The organism is Idiomarina aminovorans, from assembly GCF_023155095.1.
Classification (GTDB): Bacteria; Pseudomonadota; Gammaproteobacteria; order Enterobacterales; family Alteromonadaceae; genus Idiomarina; species Idiomarina aminovorans.
The window spans coordinates 454,587-474,086 of record NZ_JAKNDA010000002.1; the positions used below are offsets into that span (position 1 = coordinate 454,587).

General features: G+C 49.2%; 14 protein-coding genes. 9 read left to right on the top strand and 5 right to left on the bottom strand.

Annotation, left to right across the window (positions count from 1 at the left end):
• Window positions 1-127: 127 nt before the first annotated feature.
• Window positions 128-418 carry a helix-turn-helix domain-containing protein gene (locus L8G48_RS06245; protein WP_248263742.1) on the top strand — a complete coding sequence of 97 codons (291 nt, stop codon included), beginning with the start codon at window positions 128-130 and terminating at the stop codon, window positions 416-418.
• Window positions 419-446: 28 nt separating this feature from the next.
• On the top strand, window positions 447-2,135 hold the full coding sequence (gene aceK / locus L8G48_RS06250) for a bifunctional isocitrate dehydrogenase kinase/phosphatase (protein WP_443986711.1): 1,689 nt from the start codon (window positions 447-449) through the stop codon (window positions 2,133-2,135).
• Here the strand turns inward: aceK and aceA are convergent.
• The 4 genes from aceA to argE all read right to left on the bottom strand — a co-directional run bounded on the left by aceA (window position 2,119) and on the right by argE (window position 8,142).
• Window positions 2,119-3,456 (bottom strand): isocitrate lyase, encoded by a 1,338-nt coding sequence (gene aceA, locus L8G48_RS06255; RefSeq protein ID WP_248263744.1) that lies wholly within the window; start codon window positions 3,454-3,456, stop codon window positions 2,119-2,121. The genes aceK and aceA overlap by 17 nt on opposite strands.
• Window positions 3,457-3,501: 45 nt before the next feature.
• Window positions 3,502-5,085: a malate synthase A gene (gene aceB / locus L8G48_RS06260; RefSeq protein WP_248263745.1), complete on the bottom strand. Its 1,584-nt coding sequence runs from the start codon at window positions 5,083-5,085 to the stop codon at window positions 3,502-3,504.
• A 216-nt stretch (window positions 5,086-5,301) separates the two neighbouring features.
• Window positions 5,302-6,927: a methyl-accepting chemotaxis protein gene (locus L8G48_RS06265; RefSeq protein ID WP_248263746.1), complete on the bottom strand. Its 1,626-nt coding sequence runs from the start codon at window positions 6,925-6,927 to the stop codon at window positions 5,302-5,304.
• Between the two features lie 51 nt (window positions 6,928-6,978).
• A complete protein-coding gene (gene argE, locus L8G48_RS06270; RefSeq protein WP_248263747.1) occupies window positions 6,979-8,142 on the bottom strand; it encodes an acetylornithine deacetylase in 1,164 nt (387 codons plus the stop codon).
• 99 nt (window positions 8,143-8,241) lie between these two features.
• Between argE and argC the strand changes: the two genes are divergently transcribed.
• Genes argC through argH form a run of 5 tightly spaced genes read left to right on the top strand, consistent with a single transcriptional unit; the run spans window position 8,242 to window position 14,049 of the window.
• Window positions 8,242-9,282, top strand: coding sequence for an N-acetyl-gamma-glutamyl-phosphate reductase (gene argC / locus L8G48_RS06275; RefSeq protein WP_248263748.1), 1,041 nt, complete (start codon window positions 8,242-8,244; stop codon window positions 9,280-9,282).
• Window positions 9,279-10,022, top strand: coding sequence for an acetylglutamate kinase (gene argB, locus L8G48_RS06280; RefSeq protein WP_248263749.1), 744 nt, complete (start codon window positions 9,279-9,281; stop codon window positions 10,020-10,022). Before argC ends, argB begins: the two co-directional genes overlap by 4 nt.
• Before the next feature lie 2 nt (window positions 10,023-10,024).
• A complete protein-coding gene (locus tag L8G48_RS06285) occupies window positions 10,025-10,975 on the top strand; it encodes an ornithine carbamoyltransferase (RefSeq protein WP_248263806.1) in 951 nt (316 codons plus the stop codon).
• Window positions 10,972-12,183 (top strand): argininosuccinate synthase, encoded by a 1,212-nt coding sequence (locus tag L8G48_RS06290; RefSeq protein ID WP_248263750.1) that lies wholly within the window; start codon window positions 10,972-10,974, stop codon window positions 12,181-12,183. Before L8G48_RS06285 ends, L8G48_RS06290 begins: the two co-directional genes overlap by 4 nt.
• A gap of 3 nt (window positions 12,184-12,186) precedes the next feature.
• Window positions 12,187-14,049 (top strand): argininosuccinate lyase, encoded by a 1,863-nt coding sequence (gene argH / locus L8G48_RS06295; RefSeq protein WP_248263751.1) that lies wholly within the window; start codon window positions 12,187-12,189, stop codon window positions 14,047-14,049.
• Between the two features lie 9 nt (window positions 14,050-14,058).
• On the opposite strand, the gene L8G48_RS06300 is transcribed toward argH, so the two are convergent.
• Window positions 14,059-14,910 carry an MBL fold metallo-hydrolase gene (locus tag L8G48_RS06300; RefSeq protein WP_248263752.1) on the bottom strand — a complete coding sequence of 284 codons (852 nt, stop codon included), beginning with the start codon at window positions 14,908-14,910 and terminating at the stop codon, window positions 14,059-14,061.
• 198 nt (window positions 14,911-15,108) lie between these two features.
• Between L8G48_RS06300 and L8G48_RS06305 the strand changes: the two genes are divergently transcribed.
• Window positions 15,109-16,692 (top strand): beta-helix domain-containing protein, encoded by a 1,584-nt coding sequence (locus L8G48_RS06305; protein ID WP_248263753.1) that lies wholly within the window; start codon window positions 15,109-15,111, stop codon window positions 16,690-16,692.
• A 73-nt stretch (window positions 16,693-16,765) separates the two neighbouring features.
• Window positions 16,766-19,471: a TonB-dependent receptor plug domain-containing protein gene (locus L8G48_RS06310; RefSeq protein ID WP_248263754.1), complete on the top strand. Its 2,706-nt coding sequence runs from the start codon at window positions 16,766-16,768 to the stop codon at window positions 19,469-19,471.
• The last annotated feature ends 29 nt before the right edge of the window (window positions 19,472-19,500 follow it).

Consider the following 19,500-nt stretch of genomic DNA (forward strand, 5'->3'; position numbering starts at 1 on the left):
ATAAATAGGGTGAATGTATAACGCCAGAGTTGTTTGTTGGAATATTTATGAAATTGATTTGCTTATTTCTATTAATCCACCATAATCAATCTAATAGATAATTAAACAGTTATTTTTGGTGGTTTAAATGCTTGTGGCTGAAGAGTTCTTATCGACGCTGGGTCAACTTATCAAACATCAGCGCTCGCTTACGATGGATCAGTCTGAGTTCGCGAAACGCCTGGGTTGTGGTGTGAATACGGTTTATCGTATGGAAAAGGGTAAACCAATAAACTCCTTGACTCTATTGTCGGCATTAGAACTGCTGGGCTTGTTAGAGCATTTTGCGACGATACTTGATGGTCAGTATGCACGTGTTGCTAACGGCCCTCAACGTAAGCGCCGTAAGTTGGGCGAGGACTTTTCAAATGACTTCTAAAGCCTATGTTTAAGCATCGTAAATGAGTATGAATTCTGAGAATTTGGCGCGCATTATTCTCGAAGGCTTTCACAGCCATTACCGCCGTTTTCAGGCGTTGACGCAGGGCGCGCGTAAGCGCTTTTTGCAGCGTGACTGGAAGGCGGTAGTGTCCGCGTCGGCAGAGCGTATTCATTATTATGATCACCAAGTGGTAAGTACCGCGAAGAAAGTGGAACGCCGCGTCGGCAATGAACTGGACGAGAACCTTTGGCGTGCAACCCGGCAGCGCTATCAACAGTTGCTGAAGTTCCATCCGCAGGCGGAATTGGCTGAGACCTTTTATAACTCGGTATTTTGCCGGGTGTTTGACCGCGCGTACTTTAATAACGACTATATTTTTGTGGAAACCGTGCTGGCAAACCATATTCCGGTGCCGGTAGAAAACGAGTGCCACTCGTACTTTCCGGTGGTGGATGGTCTTGAAAGAACCTTGACTCGAGTGTTTGAAGATATCGGGCTAGGCGGTGAGTTCGAAAATTTTGAAAATGATATTGAGCAGCTGCGTGACAAGTTTTTTGAGCGGGCAACGGAGACCGATATTGAAGCCCATAACTTACGCATTGATGTGCTGAAGTCACCGTTTTACCGCAACAAAGCCGCTTACATTGTTGGGCGGGTGGTGACAGAAAACAATCATTACCCCTTTATTGTGCCGGTATTGATCAACTCGCAGGGTAAACTCTATGCGGATGCTTTTATTACCCGCTCTGATCGTATGGCGACGATTTTTGGTTTTGCGCGCTCGTACTTTATGGTGGAAACCGAGGCGCCGTCTGCGTTAGTTCGCTTTTTAAAAGATCTGATGCCTCAGAAAACTCTGGCAGAGCTTTACTCATCGGTGGGTTTCCATAAACAAGGAAAAACTGAGTTCTACCGGGAGTTTCTGCATCATTTGCACCGCACAGACGACCAGCTCATTGCAGCCCCCGGGGTTAAAGGCATGGTCATGACAGTGTTTACCCTGCCGTCTTTTCCTTATGTGTTTAAAGTGATTAAAGATAAGCTGGGGGGCACCAAAGCTTTTGGCCGACAAACGGTCATTGACCGCTACCGTATGGTAAAACGCCACGACCGGGTGGGGCGCATGGCGGATACGCTGGAGTTTGTTGATGTGGCATTGCCGCTTAAGCGTATCTCCGGTGATTTACTGAAAGAGTTTCAGAAAACTATCGCTAACTCCATTTCGATTGAGGGCGACACCTTGGTGATTCACCAGTTATTTGTCGAACGCCGAATGACACCATTGAACCTCTACCTGGAATACGCCAAAGAAGATGAAGTAGATGCGGCGATGGATGATTATGGTTGTGCGTTAAAAGAAATGATGGCCGCTAATATTTTCCCCGGCGATATGCTGTTAAAGAACTTCGGCGTCACGCGGCATAAACGTGTGGTGTTTTACGACTACGACGAAGTTCGCTATTTAACCGACATGAGTTTCAGACGTTTGCCCGACAATGACTGGGAAGTTTCCTATGCGCCCGACGATGTGTTTCCTCAGCAGTTGGGACAATTTGCGGTGCCGCAGGCCAAATACCGGGAGAGACTGTTAAAGCGTCACCCTGAATTGATTGATCCGGCTTACTGGTGTCGTGTACAAAAAAACATCCGTAAGGGTGAGCTTACGGATGTGTTTCCTTATGCGGTAGATTTACGTTTTACGCGGAAGGTTTAAACTGCTCTTCTTCGGTAGAGCCGGTCAGTGCCGTTACCGAAGACAAGCCGCCCTGAATGACGTTGGTCAGCTCGTCAAAGTAACCGGTGCCCACTTCCTGCTGATGTGCGACAAAAGTATAGCCTTTGTCTGCTGCTTCAAATTCCTGCTGCTGCAGCTTAACGTAAGCCGACATGTCGTTGCGCGCATAGTCATGTGCCAGCTCAAACATGTGGTACCACATATTGTGCACACCGGCGAGCGTAATAAACTGGAACTTATAACCCATTGCTGCCAGTTCGCGCTGGAACTTGGCAATGGTGTCGTCGTCCAGGTTACGTTTCCAGTTAAACGACGGCGAGCAGTTGTAAGCCAGCAGTTTACCCGGATACTTGGCGTGAACCGCTTCCGCAAACTGACGCGCTTCGTCTAAGTCGGGCTTTGCGGTTTCGCACCAGATAAGATCGGCAAACGGTGCATAGGCTAAACCGCGTGAAATAGCCTGTTCAATGCCCGGCTTCACCCGGTAGAAACCTTCGGCGGTGCGTTCGCCGGTAATGAAGGGTTTATCGTTCGGGTCAAAGTCGGAAGTCAGCAAGTCGGCAGCGTTAGCGTCAGTGCGGGCCACAATTAACGTTGGTGTTCCGGCGACATCCGCGGCTAAACGTGCAGCCGCAAGCTTTTGCACGGCTTCCTGGGTTGGTACCAATACTTTTCCACCCATGTGGCCGCATTTTTTCACTGACGCCAGTTGGTCCTCGAAGTGCACACCGGCCACACCCGCTTTAATCATGTTTTTCATCAGCTCGTAAGCATTCAGGACGCCACCAAACCCGGCTTCTGCGTCGGCAACAATGGGTGCGAAATAATCAATATAGCTGTCGTCTTCCGGGGTGACGCCTTTTGACCACTGAATTTGGTCGGCACGGGCAAAGGAATTGTTAATGCGCTCTACTACCGTAGGCACGGAATCTACCGGGTACAGCGACTGATCCGGATACATACTGCACGACGAGTTGTTATCGGCAGCGACCTGCCAGCCGGACAAGTAAATGGCTTGTAAACCAGCTTTAACCTGCTGCACCGCCTGACCACCGGTTAATGCGCCCAGAGCGTTGACATAGTCTTTGCCGAATTTTTCCTGCGCTTTGCCGTGTATCAACTGCCAGAGTTTATCGGCACCGTTGCGGGCATAGGTGTGTTCCGGTTGCACGCTGCCGCGTAAGCGAACAACTTCTTCTGCGCTGTACGGACGCTCAACGCCTTTCCAGCGAGAGTCGGTATCCCATTGTTGTTGCAGCTCTTTAACCTGTTGTGCGAATGAAAGATTTTTGGTTGTCATGCGTAAATTCCTTATTGTTCTATTATTTAATGCGAATTTTTAGGGTTATTTCAGTTGTTGGTAGCCGGGCAGGGTCAAAAAGTCGACCAGCTCATCGGCTGTGGTAATTTCTTCCAGTAAGCTCAGGGCTTGTTGAAAAGGCTCGTTATCCCAGCGTTGTTCACCCACTTCTTTTTTTACTTCGTCAGCTTCTTCCTGCAGATACTGTCGGAACAGCTTTTTGGTGACCGGCGTGTTGTCTGACAAGGTTTTGCCATGGCGGATCCATTGCCAGATTGAGGTACGGGAAATCTCTGCAGTGGCAGCGTCTTCCATCAGGCCATAAATAGGCACGCAGCCTTTGCCGTTCAGCCAGGACGCTATGTACTGCAGCGATACCCGAATGTTGGTGCGCATACCGGCTTCGGTACGGTCGCCTTCGCAGGGTTGAAGCAGCAACGCCTGATCAGTCTCGGTGTCGTTTTCGCGCAGTATGTGAAGCTGGTTATCGCCTTCAATACCATCGACAAAAATCTTGCGCACGGTATTGGCAAGTCCAGGGTGAGCTATCCAGGTACCGTCGTGGCCGTTGTCACGTTCCATGGTTTTATCGGCGTGAACTTTAGCAAGGATTTTCTCATTTTCAGCCGCGTCTTTGCTCGGAATAAAGGCCGCCATACCGCCCATAGCCAAAGCACCGCGCTGGTGGCAGGTTTTCACTAACAAACGTGAATAGGCATTGAGAAACGGCTTATCCATGCTGACCACCTGACGGTCCGGCAGAACCCGCTCCGGATGTTCTTTCAATGTTTTAATGTAACTGAAAATGTAGTCCCAGCGACCGCAGTTAAGCGCCGCGATATGATCTTTCATAGCGTGCAGTATTTCATGCATCTGGAACACCGCCGGCAGGGTTTCAATGAGTATGGTGGCGCGAATGGAGCTGGTTTTCAGGTTGAATTTTTGCTCGGTAAAATGGAAAACCTCGGCCCACCATTTAGCCTCATCGCTGTGCTCCAGTTTCGGCAAGTAGTAATACACACCAGAACCTTGCTGCAGGCGCTGTTGGTAGTTCAGCAAAAAGTACAGGGCAAAATCCATCAATGCACCGGGAATGTCCTTACCGTTTCGTTGTACGTGTTTTTCCGGTAAGTGCAGACCGCGGACCCGGGCAATCAGCAGTGCAGGATCAGAGCCGACTTCATAATGTTTGCCACTGTCAGGGTCAGTGTAAGCCATGCCGCCAATGTTGGCGTCACGCAGGTTAATTTGACCGTTGATCATGCCTTCCCAGGTGGGGGACTGAGAATCCTCAAAGTCGGCCATGTAACAGTCAACATTCGCATTCAGCGCGTTGATGACCATTTTTCTATCGACCGGGCCGGTAATTTCTAAGCGACGTTTTTTTAAGTCGGCGGGCAGTTCGGCAATGCGCCAGTTGCTTTCGCGAATATCTTTGGTGGCCGGGTCAAAACTGGGTAGCGTGCCCTGGTCAAACTGAGACTGACGTTGCTGGCGCTTTTCCAGTAGCTCGTTTAGGCGTGGCTGAAAAGTATCCACTAACTCCGCAAGAAACTCTTGATGCTCGTCGCTGAATAACACTTCAGCGTTGTTATCGAGCGGTTGGCTGAACTGAAAAAAATTGTTCATTTTTAAATCCGTTGTTATGGGTTTGTTAACACGGATTAAGGTTAGTCGCTGGTCTCACCATTAGTCTAATTTATGCGGTTGATTGGCAATATTTATTAGGATTATTTTAGTAGAGGGTGATTTTGTGACTAAAATTCGAACGGGGCCAGTCTGGCCCCGTTCATTGTTGAGATTTGTAACCTCACATTTATGTCAGGTTCGATATCCAATATCCATTTAAACTTTAAACCGTTCAACCAGCTCCTTAAGGTTAACAGCCAGGCGCGAGAGCTCTTCGCTGGAAGAGTTGGTTTGTTCCGCACCAGAGGCGGTTGAGTTAGACAGGTCGCGAATGCTGACTAAGTTTTTATCAACATCACGAGATACATTAGCCTGCTCTTCAGCGGCGCTGGCAATGGAGGTGTTGTGATTATTGATCTCACCGACTGCGGTTGCAATAAGTTGCAGTGCTTCACCTGACTCACGGGCGACATCCAGAGTTTTAGTCGCACGTTCCAAGCTGCTATCCATGGTGGATACTGAGCGGTCACTGGATTCATTAATGGCTTTAACCATGTCTTCAATTTCAACGGTAGATTGCTGAGTTTTATGTGCCAGTGAGCGCACTTCGTCAGCAACAACGGCAAAGCCGCGGCCTGACTCACCCGCTCGTGCCGCTTCAATAGCTGCGTTTAATGCCAATAAATTAGTTTGTTCGGCAATACCGCGAATGACTTCCAGTACTTTGGTAATGTTTTTCACTTTTTCAGCAAGTTCGGTAACGCTACCTGACGAATCACCAATTTCCTGGGACAGTTCTTCAATGGCACGTACGGTTTCCCGGACTCGGTCGTCACCGTGTTTTGCTTGTTTGTTGGCTTCTTCTGAGGCTTCTGAGGCGTTTTGAGCGTCTGAGGCAACCGTTTCGACAGCGGTTGTCAGTTCGTTAACGGCCGTTGCCGCTTGTTCAAGCTCTTCAGATTGTTGTTGTATGGTTCGGGTCGATTCTTGAGTAACCGAGCTGAGCTCTTCAGAGGTTGAAGCCAGTTGTTCTGACGATTCAGAAATGGTTCCTATGGATTCACGCAGCTGCTCTTGCGTGGTGCGCAGTTGGTATAATAACTGTGCGGGTTCGTCATTACCTTCAATTTCAATTGACTGAGTTAAGTCTCGAGAAGCGATGATTTTGGCAAAATCTACGGCGTCGCCTATCGGCTGGACGATGCTGCGAGTCAGTATCCATGCGAATAGAGTAAGCAGCACAATAACAACCACCAGCACAACGACAACGCCAACAGTAGCGGCTGATGCGACGTCCTGGGCTTCGACCTTGGCTTCGTCTATTAGTGACATTTCACGAGCTAACAACTGATCTAACTTGGCAGAGATTTTATCGGTCAGCGGAAGAATACTGTTTTCGCGTATGGAATCGATAGCGCCGCCAAGGCCGGCATCAACCAGTTTGTTGAATTGTTCATTGAGCTTCGCATATTCTTTATCTAACGCCATGTATTCTTCGAAAATCCGTCTCGCTTCGGGATCATTAATTGTGGCTTTATACTCATTTTGATTTTTTTCTAAAGCATCAATCGCCGCCGTTAGTTCTCCTTTGTATCTTTCCAAACGTTGCGGGTCGTCTATATACGCCGCGATATCCGCCGAATGAATGCGTACCCGCAGAAACTCACGGTCTAAGTCGTTGACGTTATCAACGGCAGGAACTTGTTCTTCACTAATGATACTCAACTGAGTTTCTATTGCTCCTATGCGGTTGAGTGCAAAAAGGCCCAGAATGAGTGTGAGTATTCCAATGAGTCCAAAAGCCGCGCTCGCACGAGCACCAATAGAGAGCTGTCGTATCATGTCGTAATCCTTGGTTAAATCAAATCTATTAGATAAAGTTGCTATCGGCAGCTAGTGCTGAAAACAATAGCTTTTTAATAAACTTTTTAGCTTTTCCTGGGTGGGTTTTATGGTGTTGGTTGATAAATACTCATTGGGCTGATGTGCTTGCTTAATTGAGCCCGGCCCCATGACCAGTGTTTCGCAGCCCAGTTGCTGCAGAAACGGTGCCTCAGTGCAGTAGTTTACCGCCTGTGCTTCGCTTTGCGAGATTTTTTCGGCAAGTTGCACCAATGCTGAGTCAATGGTTTGCTGAAAAGCCGGCACCGGGTGATGCAGTGAAAGCAGCTCTACAGAGCCGGGATAACGAGCCTGAATACCCTCGGTGGCTTTGTGCAGGTGAAGGTAAAGTTCGTCAACGGATAAGCCGGGTAACGGACGAATGTCCAGATGCAGCTCGCAACAGCCACAAATTCGATTGGCGTTATCGCCACCGTGAATGTGCCCAAAGTTCATGGTGGGTTGCGGCACAGCAAAGCTTGAATCTGAATATTTATGCTTAAATGTTTCTTTTAATTTCATCAGCGCCGAAATCACTTCATGCATCAGTTCTATTGCGTTAATACCCAAGGATGGATCGGAGCTGTGGCCGGAACGCCCGGTAATACGGACAACCTCACTCATGTGGCCTTTGTGGGCATAGACCGGGTGCATTTCTGTGGGCTCGCCAATAACGCAATAGTCAGGTTTCAGGTTGGCAAAGCGACTGACTTCGCGGGCACCGTTCATGGTGGTTTCTTCATCGGCCGTGGCTAAAATCATAATGGGTTTGATCTGTTGCGACGCATCTAACTCATTCAGCACCTGCAGTGCAAAAGCAAAAAAACCTTTCATATCAATGCTGCCAAGACCGTACCAGCGGTTGTCCTGCTCCGTCAGTTTAAATGGATCATAGTTCCAGCGGCTGGCGTCGTAAGGCACGGTGTCGGTGTGTCCGGACAACAGTAAACCACCATTTCCCGCACCTCGCCTGGCCAGTAAATTGTACTTGCCCTGCTGGCTTTCCAGCTCGTTGATTTCGCACTCAAAGCCAAGAAGCTCAAGCCATTCCGCCAGTAGAAAGATCACTTTTCTATTGCTGGTGTCCCACTTAGGGTCGGTGGCACTTATAGAGGGCAATGCAATGAGCTGTTGATACATGGAGAAAAAAGACGGTAAAGAACGGGCGGTTATCATGGTTTATCCTTAATATAATTATTCATTATTATTGCATAAGTATATATATTCGGTTATTCTGCATTTTTACTCAGAAACAGCAACAGGTTTTTTGGTGCTATGCCGTCTCAATCAATATACTCTCAATCAATAGAGTCTCAGACAGTCGCTATTATCGGCGCCAGTGGTTATGTCGGCGCCGAGCTTACCCGGTTAGTGCAACAGCACCCGGCGCTGAGTTTGTCAGGCTGTTATGTGTCTGAGCATAGCAGCGATGCCGGCACCTTGTTGAGTGATTTATACCCACAACACGCACAGTGTTTAAAGCTCCCCTTACAAGGCCTGAGCGATAGCGAAAAGTCCCGTATCAAGCACCAGGCCGATACTGTGTTTTTATGCACGGATCATCGTGTCAGTGTGGCATTGGCTCCCGAGCTTCTTGAGGCGGGCTTAAAAGTCATCGACCTGTCGGGTGGCTTTCGCTTAGAAAAAGCCGAGGATTATCCGGCGTTTTATGGATTTGAGCACCAACAACATCAGTGGTTACAACAGGCTGCTTACGGCCTGGCAGAATGGTATCCGGGCGAGATAGCGGCGGCCCGGTTAGTTGCCGTACCGGGTTGTTACCCTACGGCCAGCCTAATGGCGCTGCTTCCGTTAAAACAGGCGGGCTTACTCAGCGACAGTAAAATCATTATTAATGCGGTATCCGGTGTGACCGGTGCCGGACGTAAAGCGTCATTGACCAGCCATGGTGCTGAACTTTCTCTACAGGCTTACGGATTATTTGGGCATCGGCACACGCCGGAAATAGCGCAGCAGCTGCAACATGAGGTTCTGTTTACGCCGCATCTTGCACAGTTTCCCCGCGGCATTCTGGCCACTCTGTATGCTGAACTCAAAGACGATGTTAGCGAAGCAGAGCTGGATAACACGTACCAGTGCTATGCCCGGCAACCGTTGGTGCGTTTTGAAAAGCAGGCACGTCCGGCGATTAAAAATGTGGTGCAGCAGCCTTTTGCGGATATAGGGTGGCACCGGCAGGGGAACCAGTTAATTGTGTTGTCGGCCATTGATAATTTGCTAAAAGGCGCTGCCAGTCAGGCTATTCAGTGCATTAACTTGCAGCTGGGACGTTCGCTTGAGGAGGGCTTGCTGTGAAAGTGCTCAAGTTAGGTGGCAGCCTGTTGGAGCAACCGGAGGCTTTAAGTGCGTTGTTTCAGTCGCTTAAGCAAAGCAATGACGACACGCTGTTGGTGCATGGCGGTGGCGCACTAGTGCAACAGTGGCTGGCAAAAGCCGATCTGCATAGCGAAAAGCAGGACGGTTTAAGAGTCAGCCCGGAGCCGCACATGCCCTACATTGTTGGTGGTTTAGCGGGGGCGGCAAACAAAACCTTAATGAAATACGCCATTGCCGGGGGTATTAAACCGGTTGGCATCACGCTTTATGAAGCCGGCATTCATTGCGTACAACAATCTGACACCTTAGGTCAGGTGGGTGCTTGCCAGTTTTCTGAAGGTGAAGCGAGCCCCAGATTTATCAGTGACTTACTGGCGCAGGGCTATGTACCTATTGTCAGCTCTATCGGATTTAGCGAAAACGGCGAGTGGTTTAATGTTAATGCGGACGATGCTTCTGTTGCTGTTGCAGCGCTCTACAGTGCCGACTTGCTGTTTTTGACGGATGTTGAAGCGGTTCTGGACGGCAGTGGGAACCCCTTGAGTCATCTTACTTCAGATTCCATTCAGGAACTCACCCAAAACGGCGTCATTAAAGACGGCATGTTAGTGAAAGTCCGCGCTGCGCTGGAAGCGGAAAAACGCTTACGACGATGTGTGCGAATAGGCAGTTGGAACTTAATGAGTAACCCCCATTCAGGCACACAGATTAGTGAGTAATTATAATGAAACATTGTTTATCCGGGCTGGAGTTATCTTCAGCTGACACGTTGCAGTTATTGGCTTTAGCGCAGGCACAAAAAGCGCACCCTGAAAACTATCAGCACACCCTGGCCTGCAAAAGCGTGGTCACCCTATTTGAAAAGCCCAGCCTGCGTACGCGGTTGTCTTTTGACATTGGCCTGCAAAAACTCGGCGGGCATGCGGTTTATCTGAACGAACAAGGGCAGGGTATAGGCGTTCGCGAAAGCGTTGCTGATTATGCCCGTAACCTTTCTTGCTGGGCCGACGCCATTGTCGCCCGGGTGATGTCACACAACACTCTGGAAGAGCTGGCGCAACACGCATCGGTACCGGTGGTCAACAGCCTGTGCGATCGGTTTCACCCCTGTCAGGCATTGGCGGACTTTTTGACGTTGCAGGAGCAATACGGCAAGTTAAAAGGGCTGAAGCTGGTCTATTTAGGCGACGGCAATAACGTTTCACATTCATTGATGCTAACCGCCGCGACCGTGGGCACAGACTGCACCATTATTTGCCCTGAAGGGTATGAACCCGATTTAGCTCTTGTTGAACAGGCGCAAGCGCTGGCAAAAGTAAGCGAAGCAACCATTGTGGTCACGGACGATATTGCTGCGGTAGCGGGAGCAGATGCTCTTTACACCGACACCTGGGTGTCGATGGGTGACGATAAGCCACTCAATGAAGTGCGAGACATTTTCCATTCCTATCAAATTAATGCGCAGTTGGTTGAACACAGTGGTGCCACCTCGGTATTGCATTGCCAGCCGGCCCACCGGGGCTATGAAATCACCTCCGAGGTAATGGACGGGCCCTTGTCGCGCTGCTTTCAGCAGGCCGAAAACCGTCTTTACGCGCAAAACGCCTTATTAACCTTATTACTCAACCCAACGGCAGCGGTACTGCCTGAATCTATGGAGAAAGCCTCATGAGCAACGTCAAAAAAGTGGTACTGGCCTATTCCGGTGGCCTGGATACATCGGCCATAGTGCCCTGGCTAAAGGAAACTTACGGCTGCGAAGTGGTGGCTTTTGTGGCTGACGTTGGGCAGGGTGCGGAAGAGCTTGAAGGCGTTGAAGAAAAAGCCAAAGCGTCCGGCGCGTCTGAATGCCATGTGGTGTCTTTAAAAGACGAATTTGTTAAAGACTACGTGTATCCGACACTGAAAACCGGTGCCATTTACGAAGGAACGTATTTACTGGGTACCGCCATGGCCCGGCCAATAATCGCCAAAGCGCAGGTTGAAGTAGCGCGCAAAGTTGGGGCCGATGCGCTGTCGCATGGCTGCACCGGTAAAGGTAACGATCAGGTTCGGTTTGAGTCATGCTACGCCGCGTTAGCGCCCGACTTACAGGTAATAGCTCCGTGGCGTGAGTGGGAGTTGACTAGCCGTGAATCCTTGCTGGACTATTTAGCCGAGCGCAACATTCCGTGCTCAGCGTCGGCAACCAAAATTTACAGCCGGGATGCCAATGCCTGGCACATTTCGCACGAGGGTGGTGAGCTGGAAGACCCCTGGTGTGAGCCGACAGAAAAAGTCTGGACCATGACGGTGTCACCGGAACAGGCGCCGGATAAAACCGAGTATGTTTCTGTGAGTGTTGAAAATGGCGAAATTGTTGCCGTAAACAGCAAAGCGTTGTCGCCTTTTGAATGCCTGAATGTGCTGAATGAAATAGCCGCAGAAAACGGCGTGGGCCGGGTGGATATTGTTGAAAACCGTTTAGTGGGTATGAAAAGCCGGGGCTGTTACGAAACACCGGGTGGTGCGGTGATGATGGCCGCTCTGCAGGCTATTGATGAGCTGGTGCTGGATAAAGTCAGCCGCAGCTGGAAGTCACAATTGAGCGAGCAATTCGCGCAGTTGTTATACGACGGACGCTGGTTTACCCCGCTGCAGCAGTCGCTGATGGCGGCAGCGCAGTCCTTGTGCTCAACCGCTAGTGGGGAAGTGATATTGAAACTCTATAAGGGCTCGATCACGGCGGTTCAGAAGCGTTCACCGCACAGTTTGTACAGCGAAGACTTTGCCACCTTTGGTGCGGACGAAGTCTATAACCAGGCGCACGCCGAAGGCTTTATTCGGTTGTTTTCTCTTCCCAGCCGGATAGCGGCGCTACAAAAGCAGCAGAAGGGGTAGGTTATGGCGCTATGGGGCGGACGTTTTGCGGCAGGCCCGGATGTCGCATTTCAGCAATTTAATGATTCCTTACCGTTTGATTATGTTCTGGCTGAGCAGGATATTACCGGTTCGAAAGCCTGGGCCAATGCGCTGCACAAGGTGGGTGTGTTGAGCGGCGAAGAGTGTCAACAGTTGCAAAAAGCCTTAAACGAGCTGTTAAGCGAGGTTCGTGAAAACCCGGCCGCCGTGGCGGTTGGCGGCGAGGAAGACATTCATTCTTTTGTGGAAGCGGCGCTGATAGCTAAAGTGGGTGATTTAGCGAAAAAGCTGCACACGGGGCGCAGCCGTAATGATCAGGTGGCTACCGATTTACGCTTGTGGTGCCGTGAGCAGGCGGGTGCTTTGCAACAGGCTTTGCAGCAAAGTCAGCAGGCTCTGCTGGATTTAGCTGAGCGCGAACAGGGCACGGTGATACCCGGCTATACGCATTTACAACGGGCGCAGCCGGTATTGCTGGCGCATTGGTGTTTAGCTTACGTGGAGATGCTACAGCGTGATAGTGAGCGCTTACAAAATGCGACTGAGCGACTGAATCAAAGTCCGCTGGGCTGCGGTGCACTGGCGGGTAGCGCTTATGCGATTGATCGTGAAGCCATTGCCAGTGAACTGGGTTTTAGTGAGGCAACGCACAACAGTTTAGATTCGGTTTCAGACCGGGACTTTGTAGTGGAACTGCTCAGTACGGCGTCCTTGTCGATGCTGCATTTGTCGCGTTTGGCGGAGGATCTGATTTTCTATAATTCCGGGGAAGCCGGCTTTATTGAGCTGAGCGATAATGTGACCTCAGGTTCATCGCTGATGCCACAAAAGAAAAATCCGGACGCGCTGGAGCTGGTGCGCGGAAAAAGTGGTCGGGTAGTAGGCTCGTTAACCGGCTTAATGATGACCTTAAAAGCTTTACCGCTGGCGTACAACAAAGACATGCAGGAAGACAAAGAAGGGCTGTTCGACGCGTTTACTACCTGGCAGGCCTCGTTGGCAATGGTGACAGCCAGCCTGCAGGGTTTAACAGTAAATCGGGAAGCCTGTCGTAAAGCCGCACAGGGCGGTTATGCTAATGCCACTGAGCTGGCGGATTATCTGGTGTCTAGAGGTGTTCCCTTCCGGCAGGCACATCATCATGTCGGCGAATTGGTGCAATTGGCAATACAGGCGCAAAAACCGCTGGAAGAAATGCCGCTGGAGGCGTTTCAGGCGGTGGTACCGGTTATAGAAAAAGATGTTTATGACTGGTTGACGCTGGAAGCCTTGCTGGACAAGCGCTGTGCGCCTGGCGGAACCTCACCGCAACGGGTGGGCGAGGCTCTGAAAGCGGCACAGCAGCAACAGAAAATTCAAGTGCGGGACGCTAATTTGGGTGACATTGCTGCCATTCTGGCGTTGGTTCAGCACTGGGCGGGTGCGGGAGAGAACTTGCCGCGGGCGAAAGACGATATTGTGCATTCGATTAACGAGTTTGCTGTGACAGAAGTGGACGGCAAAGTCATGGGTTGCGCCTCACTTTATATATACACCACCGGGCTTGCTGAAATCCGGTCGCTGGGTGTTCATCCGCATACTGAAGTGCGGGGGCAGGGCCGTATGCTGGTGGCTTATTTATTGAAGAAGGCCCGGTTACTGGAACTGAACCGGGTCATCGTGCTGACCCGGGTGCCGGACTTTTTTGAACAGCAGGGTTTCAATCACTGCTCTAAAGACAGCTTGCCGGAAAAGGTGATGAAAGACTGTGAGATTTGCCCAAGGCTGGCCAACTGCGATGAGTTGGCCATGGAATATCACCTTGAGCCGCCGGATGAGCAGCTCATTTTTAGCACCAGTGCCTGATGCGATAAGTTAATAGAGCGTTGCTATCCAGCGCTCTTCGCTAATAAAAGACCAGCTCCAGTCATTCCATTTATCGCTCAGGCCCTGGGTTTTGATGTCATCAAGGGTCATTCCCTGTTGCTTCATGGTATCGACTTCCGCTTTGGTTTCTTTCAGCATAGCCAGAAACCCCCGGTAGTCGGCTTTGTCGGCTAAAGGACCGTGACCGGGAATAATGACGGTGTCATCCGTTATGCGATCTAATAAAGTTTCGACGTTAGCAATGTACCCGTCGACATCACCTCCGCTTTTAAGGTCAATAAAAGGGAAGCGTTTATTAAATAATAAGTCGCCCGTGTGCAACACATTGGCGCTTTCAAACCACACGGCACTGTCACCGTCGGTGTGGCCTGCCGGCAGATGGAACACATAAATGGTGTCATCGTTTAAGTGGAAGGTAATGCCTGAGTCAAAAGTAATGGCCGGCAACCCCATTTCGGCAAAGCTGTCGTCGTTACTTAAGCGTTTGCGGACATTGTCGTGAGCAAAAATAGTTGAACTTTGGTTGGTTGCGAACCACATATTTGAACCAACGTGGTCACCGTGGAAGTGCGTATTGAGTATATACTTCACTCCTTCACCGCTGAGCTCTTCAATTTTGGCGGCAATTTTTTCTGCTACCTGAGTGTATTGGTCGTCAACCAGAAAAACACCATCCTCGCCGGATGATATCAGCATGTTGCCACCCGCACCGGTTAGCATATAGATATTATCGGCGACTTCGTTGTGTTCTATGGTTACGTCTTCGAGTTGATTGGCTGTTGCTGTACTGGCAAATACTGGCAGGGTCACCAGTAGGCAGCTGAGTAATAATTTACGCATGGTATTTCCTTTGTTAGTTTTTAACTGCTGAAATAGATTACTTCTTCGACAAGCGCAAAGATCAAAGCGAAAGAGTTAGGTTACCGAATGGTGAATATTTTGTGACACTTTTGTGTTGTCACAATCTTGTCATGCAATCGTCTTAGTCTTATCCCGACTTAAATCACAACTGGACAACATCCAAGTCGGGAGAACCCAATGAAATTTAATACGTTATTCAAAATCTCTGCAGTAACAGCGGCACTTTTCTTAGCAGGCTGTGGTGGCGATATTAATGTGACACCTACCGTAAATAATAACAATGGCGGTTCAAATGCCGGTGGTGATACAGGTGGCGGAGATACCGATGCTTCAAACCCTTGTGCAAGTTATGCTGACATTCAGGGTGAATATGACGGTCAGGACTGCTCTTACGACAGCGATTTTGCCAGCGCGACTATCGAGATAACAGAAGACATTACCTTCGAAGAGCTATCGGACGGTGGTGTTCATGTTATCAACGAAGCGCTTCAAATTGGCGAAGACTGTGACACCACTACCGATTGCGAAATTAACCAAAACGGTCCGGTAATGACGGTTGAGCCGGGTGCAACATTAGCCTTTACCTCAGGCGAAGCCATTGTTCAGGTTGCCCGCGGCGCTCAGTTAAACGCTATTGGTACCTTTGAAAAACCCATTAAATTCACTTCTGCCAATGAGTTTGACCGTTTGAATGTCTCTGGTAATGCGCCTCGTTACGCTGACTGGGGTGGTATAATCATTAATGGTAACGGTATTACTAACGAATGTACCGACGCAGAGCGTGACGGTGGAACCTGTAACCGTGAATCTGAGGGTATTGTCAGTTTTTACGGCGGTAACGACAACACTGACGACAGCGGCTCCATGAAGTATGCTCAAATTTGGTACGCTGGTTCTGGTCCGCGTGACGGTGGCGACGGTGATGATTTGAACTCATTGACTCTAAATGCTGTGGGTTCAGGCTCTTCTTATGAGTTTATTCACATTCACCAGGGTTTCGATGACGGTATCGAATTCTTTGGTGGCGCTGCTGATTTGAAAAACATTGTGGTAACCGATACTCAGGATGATTCACTGGATATGGATGCCGGCTGGCAGGGGCGTGCTCAGTTTGTCTTCATTAAACATGGCAAAGTGGATGTTGACGGTAACACCAACTACATGGGTAACGGTGGTTTTGAGGCCGATGGCGAGAAAAACAATGGTCCCGATTACTCGCAAGCGCCAGCGTCTGCACCCATTATTGCTAATGTGACGACTATCACTACAGATGGTACTTCGGTTCGTGATAATGACCCGTCGCTGGGTGCCAAGTTTGATGATAATTTCCAGGGCAAAATGTACAACGTGCTGACCATTAAAGAAAACGGCACAGCGAACGATGGCTGTATCTCTTTCACCACAGACGGTGAAGCGGGTGTTGATAACGGCGAGCTGGATTACTTCAACTCAGTATTAGCCTGTGTCAACAACTTCCAGAATACCGGTGATAGCCTCTTTGCTGACGGTGAAACTTACACACAATGGTATGAAAATGGCGGTGTTAACGAAATTCTTGATGGTTCAGCTATGGTGTTGAATGATGATGGTATTTCGACCGATATGGCCTCTTCTATCACCATTGCAGCGAATGACCTGACATCATTAAATGATGACTTCTTTAACTCAGTTGATTTCATCGGCGCACTTTCTGACAACGATACCAGCTCTGAATGGTACCAGTGGGTTCAAACTGCGGTAGCAACCTCTGAGCAGGACTAATTTGAGTAGGAATGCGAATGAATAGGCGCAACACGGTTGCGCCTATTTTCCGATTTTATTGCAGGAGTTGGTTATGAACAATCAATACAAACTCAAACCTGTTGCTCTGGCAGTTGGTTTAAGCCTGTTGACCGGTATTCCGGCAGCGATGGCTCAACAAGCCGATGAAGCCGAAATTGAGCGTGAGTCGACCATTGAAGAAGTGGTTACTACCGGCAGCCGTTTGCAGGGCAGCGCAGCGGCAGTGATTGAAGAACGCCGAAATCAGGCTTTTGTTGCTGATATTCTGGGAGCAGAGCAACTGTCACGCTCTGGTGACAGTGACGCCGCTTCGGCTTTACGCCGTGTGACCGGTTTAACTCTGGTCGATGGTAAGTTTATTTATGTACGAGGTTTGGGTGAACGTTATTCCAGTGCCCGTATTAACGGCGCCAGTATTCCCAGTCCCGATTTAAGCCGCAACGTGGTTCCGCTGGATATTATTCCATCCACTATTATTGAAAGTATGGCTGTGCAGAAGGTGTTCTCTCCTTCCATGCCAGCGGCTTTTGGTGGTGGTAATATTGATATCCGCACACGCTCTTTGCCCGATGAGTTTGTTTTTAACATTGAAGCCGGCGTTGGCATGAACAGCAACGCTGACGAGGGTTTTACTTATAACCGTAACGATAATGGTATTCCGGCAGAAGTTAAGAATGCGATTGGTCGCTACGAAGGTGATTTTAGCTTACGCAACATTATTAATACCGATGGCTTAACGGGTGCGGGTAATAGCGCCGGTAATCAGGCCCGGGCAATTAATGCCTCACTGGCAAAACAGTTACCGCGTGACATGGTGTTGAAAAAAGAGTCCTTAGATCCGAATATGGATTTAAAAGCAACTTTGGGTAACAGCTTCGATGAATCGTTTTTTGGCGGCACCATAGGTGTGTTGGCAGCGGCCTCTTATGACAATGACTGGGACGTTTCTGAGCGCCGCAATGCGGTTATCAGTAACAACGCAACGGAGGGCTGTGCAACCACTCTGGATACACTGGAAAAGGTGAAAAACTCTTGTTACAACACACTTTCAGAAACAACGGTTACAAAAGAAACTGAACGCTTAAACGGTTTCTTTACTGCGGGCTATCAACTGGATACCCACAGCATCAGTTATACAAAAATTTATCTGGAAGATACCGAAGATGAGTCTGAATTTGGTATTAAGCAAAGCCCCAACGGCAGTAACCTGAAGACCATTGCAGGTAGTAACACGGCCAACCGTGAACATGAGTTTAAATACGAAGAGCGCGTGTTAAATGTCGATCAGCTGCGTGGGCAGCACACCTTCTTGGATTACTGGGGCATTGGCTTTGACTGGCAGTATACGGAGTCAAAAGCTGAAACCGAAATTCCTACTGAAGTCTCCTATCGTTTTGATGATATTTATAACAACGACGGTAGTTTCGACAGAACCCGGGTAACGGGTGACGATAACCGTGCCATTTTTCAATTTGTGGATATGGAAGATAACGTTAAATCGTATGGCGGTAATTTCTCGTTGCCTATTATGTTGTCAGGCATGGAGCTTGAGTTCAAAGCCGGTTACGACTTTATGGATAAAGCACGATACTACAACACCAGCCGATTTAGCCTGGATAACGCTTCCGGAACGCGTTTGACAGCCATTGATAATTTAGACGATATACTGGATGCAACCGGTTATCTGACGGATGGTGTTATTGAGCAGAACGATTTCCGTATTACTTACCGTGAACCCAGTGCCCCGAGCGCGGATGATTATCTGGCGGCTCAGAAAATTGACGCTTACTATGGTGAATTCGATGCGATTTTCGATAACACCTGGCGGGTTAGCGGTGGTCTTCGTTACGAAGACTTTAAGCAAGTGTCTTTAGGGACATCGAGCTTAATTTTTGACCAGCAGGACCTGAACAACTTCTTTAACCCTGAGCGCGTTGTTAACAGCTCTATTTCTGAGGATGATATCTACACGGCATTATCCCTAACTTATATGTCCGGCGAGAACTACCAAGTTCGCTTTGGTTATGGTGAAACTGTTGTTCGCCCTGATTTACGCGAAACCGTGCCGGTTGCCTATTTCGACCCAACCACGGACATTCGGACGTTCGGTACCGCCGGTTTAGAGAGCAGCGATTTACGCAACTATGACGCGCGATTTGAATACTATGCCGATAACGGCGACAACTACACACTTGCGGCTTTTTATAAGGACATAGAAAATCCGATTGAGTCGGTATTGAGGGTGGGTGATGAAGATTACACCTTAACCTATACGAACGGTGAATCTGCCGAGGTTTACGGTGTCGAATTCGAGTGGCTGCACGATTTAGGCTACCTGGCAAACGGCTTTTTTACGTCGGGTAACTTAACCTGGAGTGATTCGGAAGCGGTGATTGATCCGGCGCTGGCGGGGAACTTAACCAACCCGACCAAACCGATGACCGGGCATTCGGAATACGTGGCAAACTTCCAGTTGAACTATGATTCCGCAAACGGCGAACACTCTACCTCGTTGGTGTACAACGTATTCGGTGAACGTATTCTGGCCGCCGGTATCGGTGGCCGTGAAGATGCTTACGAACAGCCGTTTAACTCATTGGATTTGGTGTACAACTACTATCCGACTTTCAGTTCCAAAATTGGCTTAAAGGTAAAGAATATTCTTGGTGAAGATCAGGAAATTACCCAATCCGATATTTTGGTGCGCAGTAAAGAAGTCGGAACTGTGGTGAGTTTGAGTTACAGCTACGACTTCTAGAAGATACGTAGCCTGGGCAGTGCTATCCA

Coding starts and splice junctions, on each gene's coding strand:
- L8G48_RS06290 (WP_248263750.1), top strand. CDS start 10,972: ATGAGCAACGTCAAAAAAGTGGTACTGGCCTATTCCGGTGGCCTGGAT.
- L8G48_RS06310 (WP_248263754.1), top strand. CDS start 16,766: ATGAACAATCAATACAAACTCAAACCTGTTGCTCTGGCAGTTGGTTTA.
- L8G48_RS06300 (WP_248263752.1), bottom strand. CDS start 14,910: ATGCGTAAATTATTACTCAGCTGCCTACTGGTGACCCTGCCAGTATTT.
- L8G48_RS06245 (WP_248263742.1), top strand. CDS start 128: ATGCTTGTGGCTGAAGAGTTCTTATCGACGCTGGGTCAACTTATCAAA.
- argE (WP_248263747.1), bottom strand. CDS start 8,142: ATGATAACCGCCCGTTCTTTACCGTCTTTTTTCTCCATGTATCAACAG.
- L8G48_RS06265 (WP_248263746.1), bottom strand. CDS start 6,927: ATGATACGACAGCTCTCTATTGGTGCTCGTGCGAGCGCGGCTTTTGGA.
- aceB (WP_248263745.1), bottom strand. CDS start 5,085: ATGAACAATTTTTTTCAGTTCAGCCAACCGCTCGATAACAACGCTGAA.
- aceA (WP_248263744.1), bottom strand. CDS start 3,456: ATGACAACCAAAAATCTTTCATTCGCACAACAGGTTAAAGAGCTGCAA.
- argC (WP_248263748.1), top strand. CDS start 8,242: ATGCCGTCTCAATCAATATACTCTCAATCAATAGAGTCTCAGACAGTC.
- L8G48_RS06305 (WP_248263753.1), top strand. CDS start 15,109: ATGAAATTTAATACGTTATTCAAAATCTCTGCAGTAACAGCGGCACTT.
- argH (WP_248263751.1), top strand. CDS start 12,187: ATGGCGCTATGGGGCGGACGTTTTGCGGCAGGCCCGGATGTCGCATTT.
- aceK (WP_443986711.1), top strand. CDS start 447: ATGAATTCTGAGAATTTGGCGCGCATTATTCTCGAAGGCTTTCACAGC.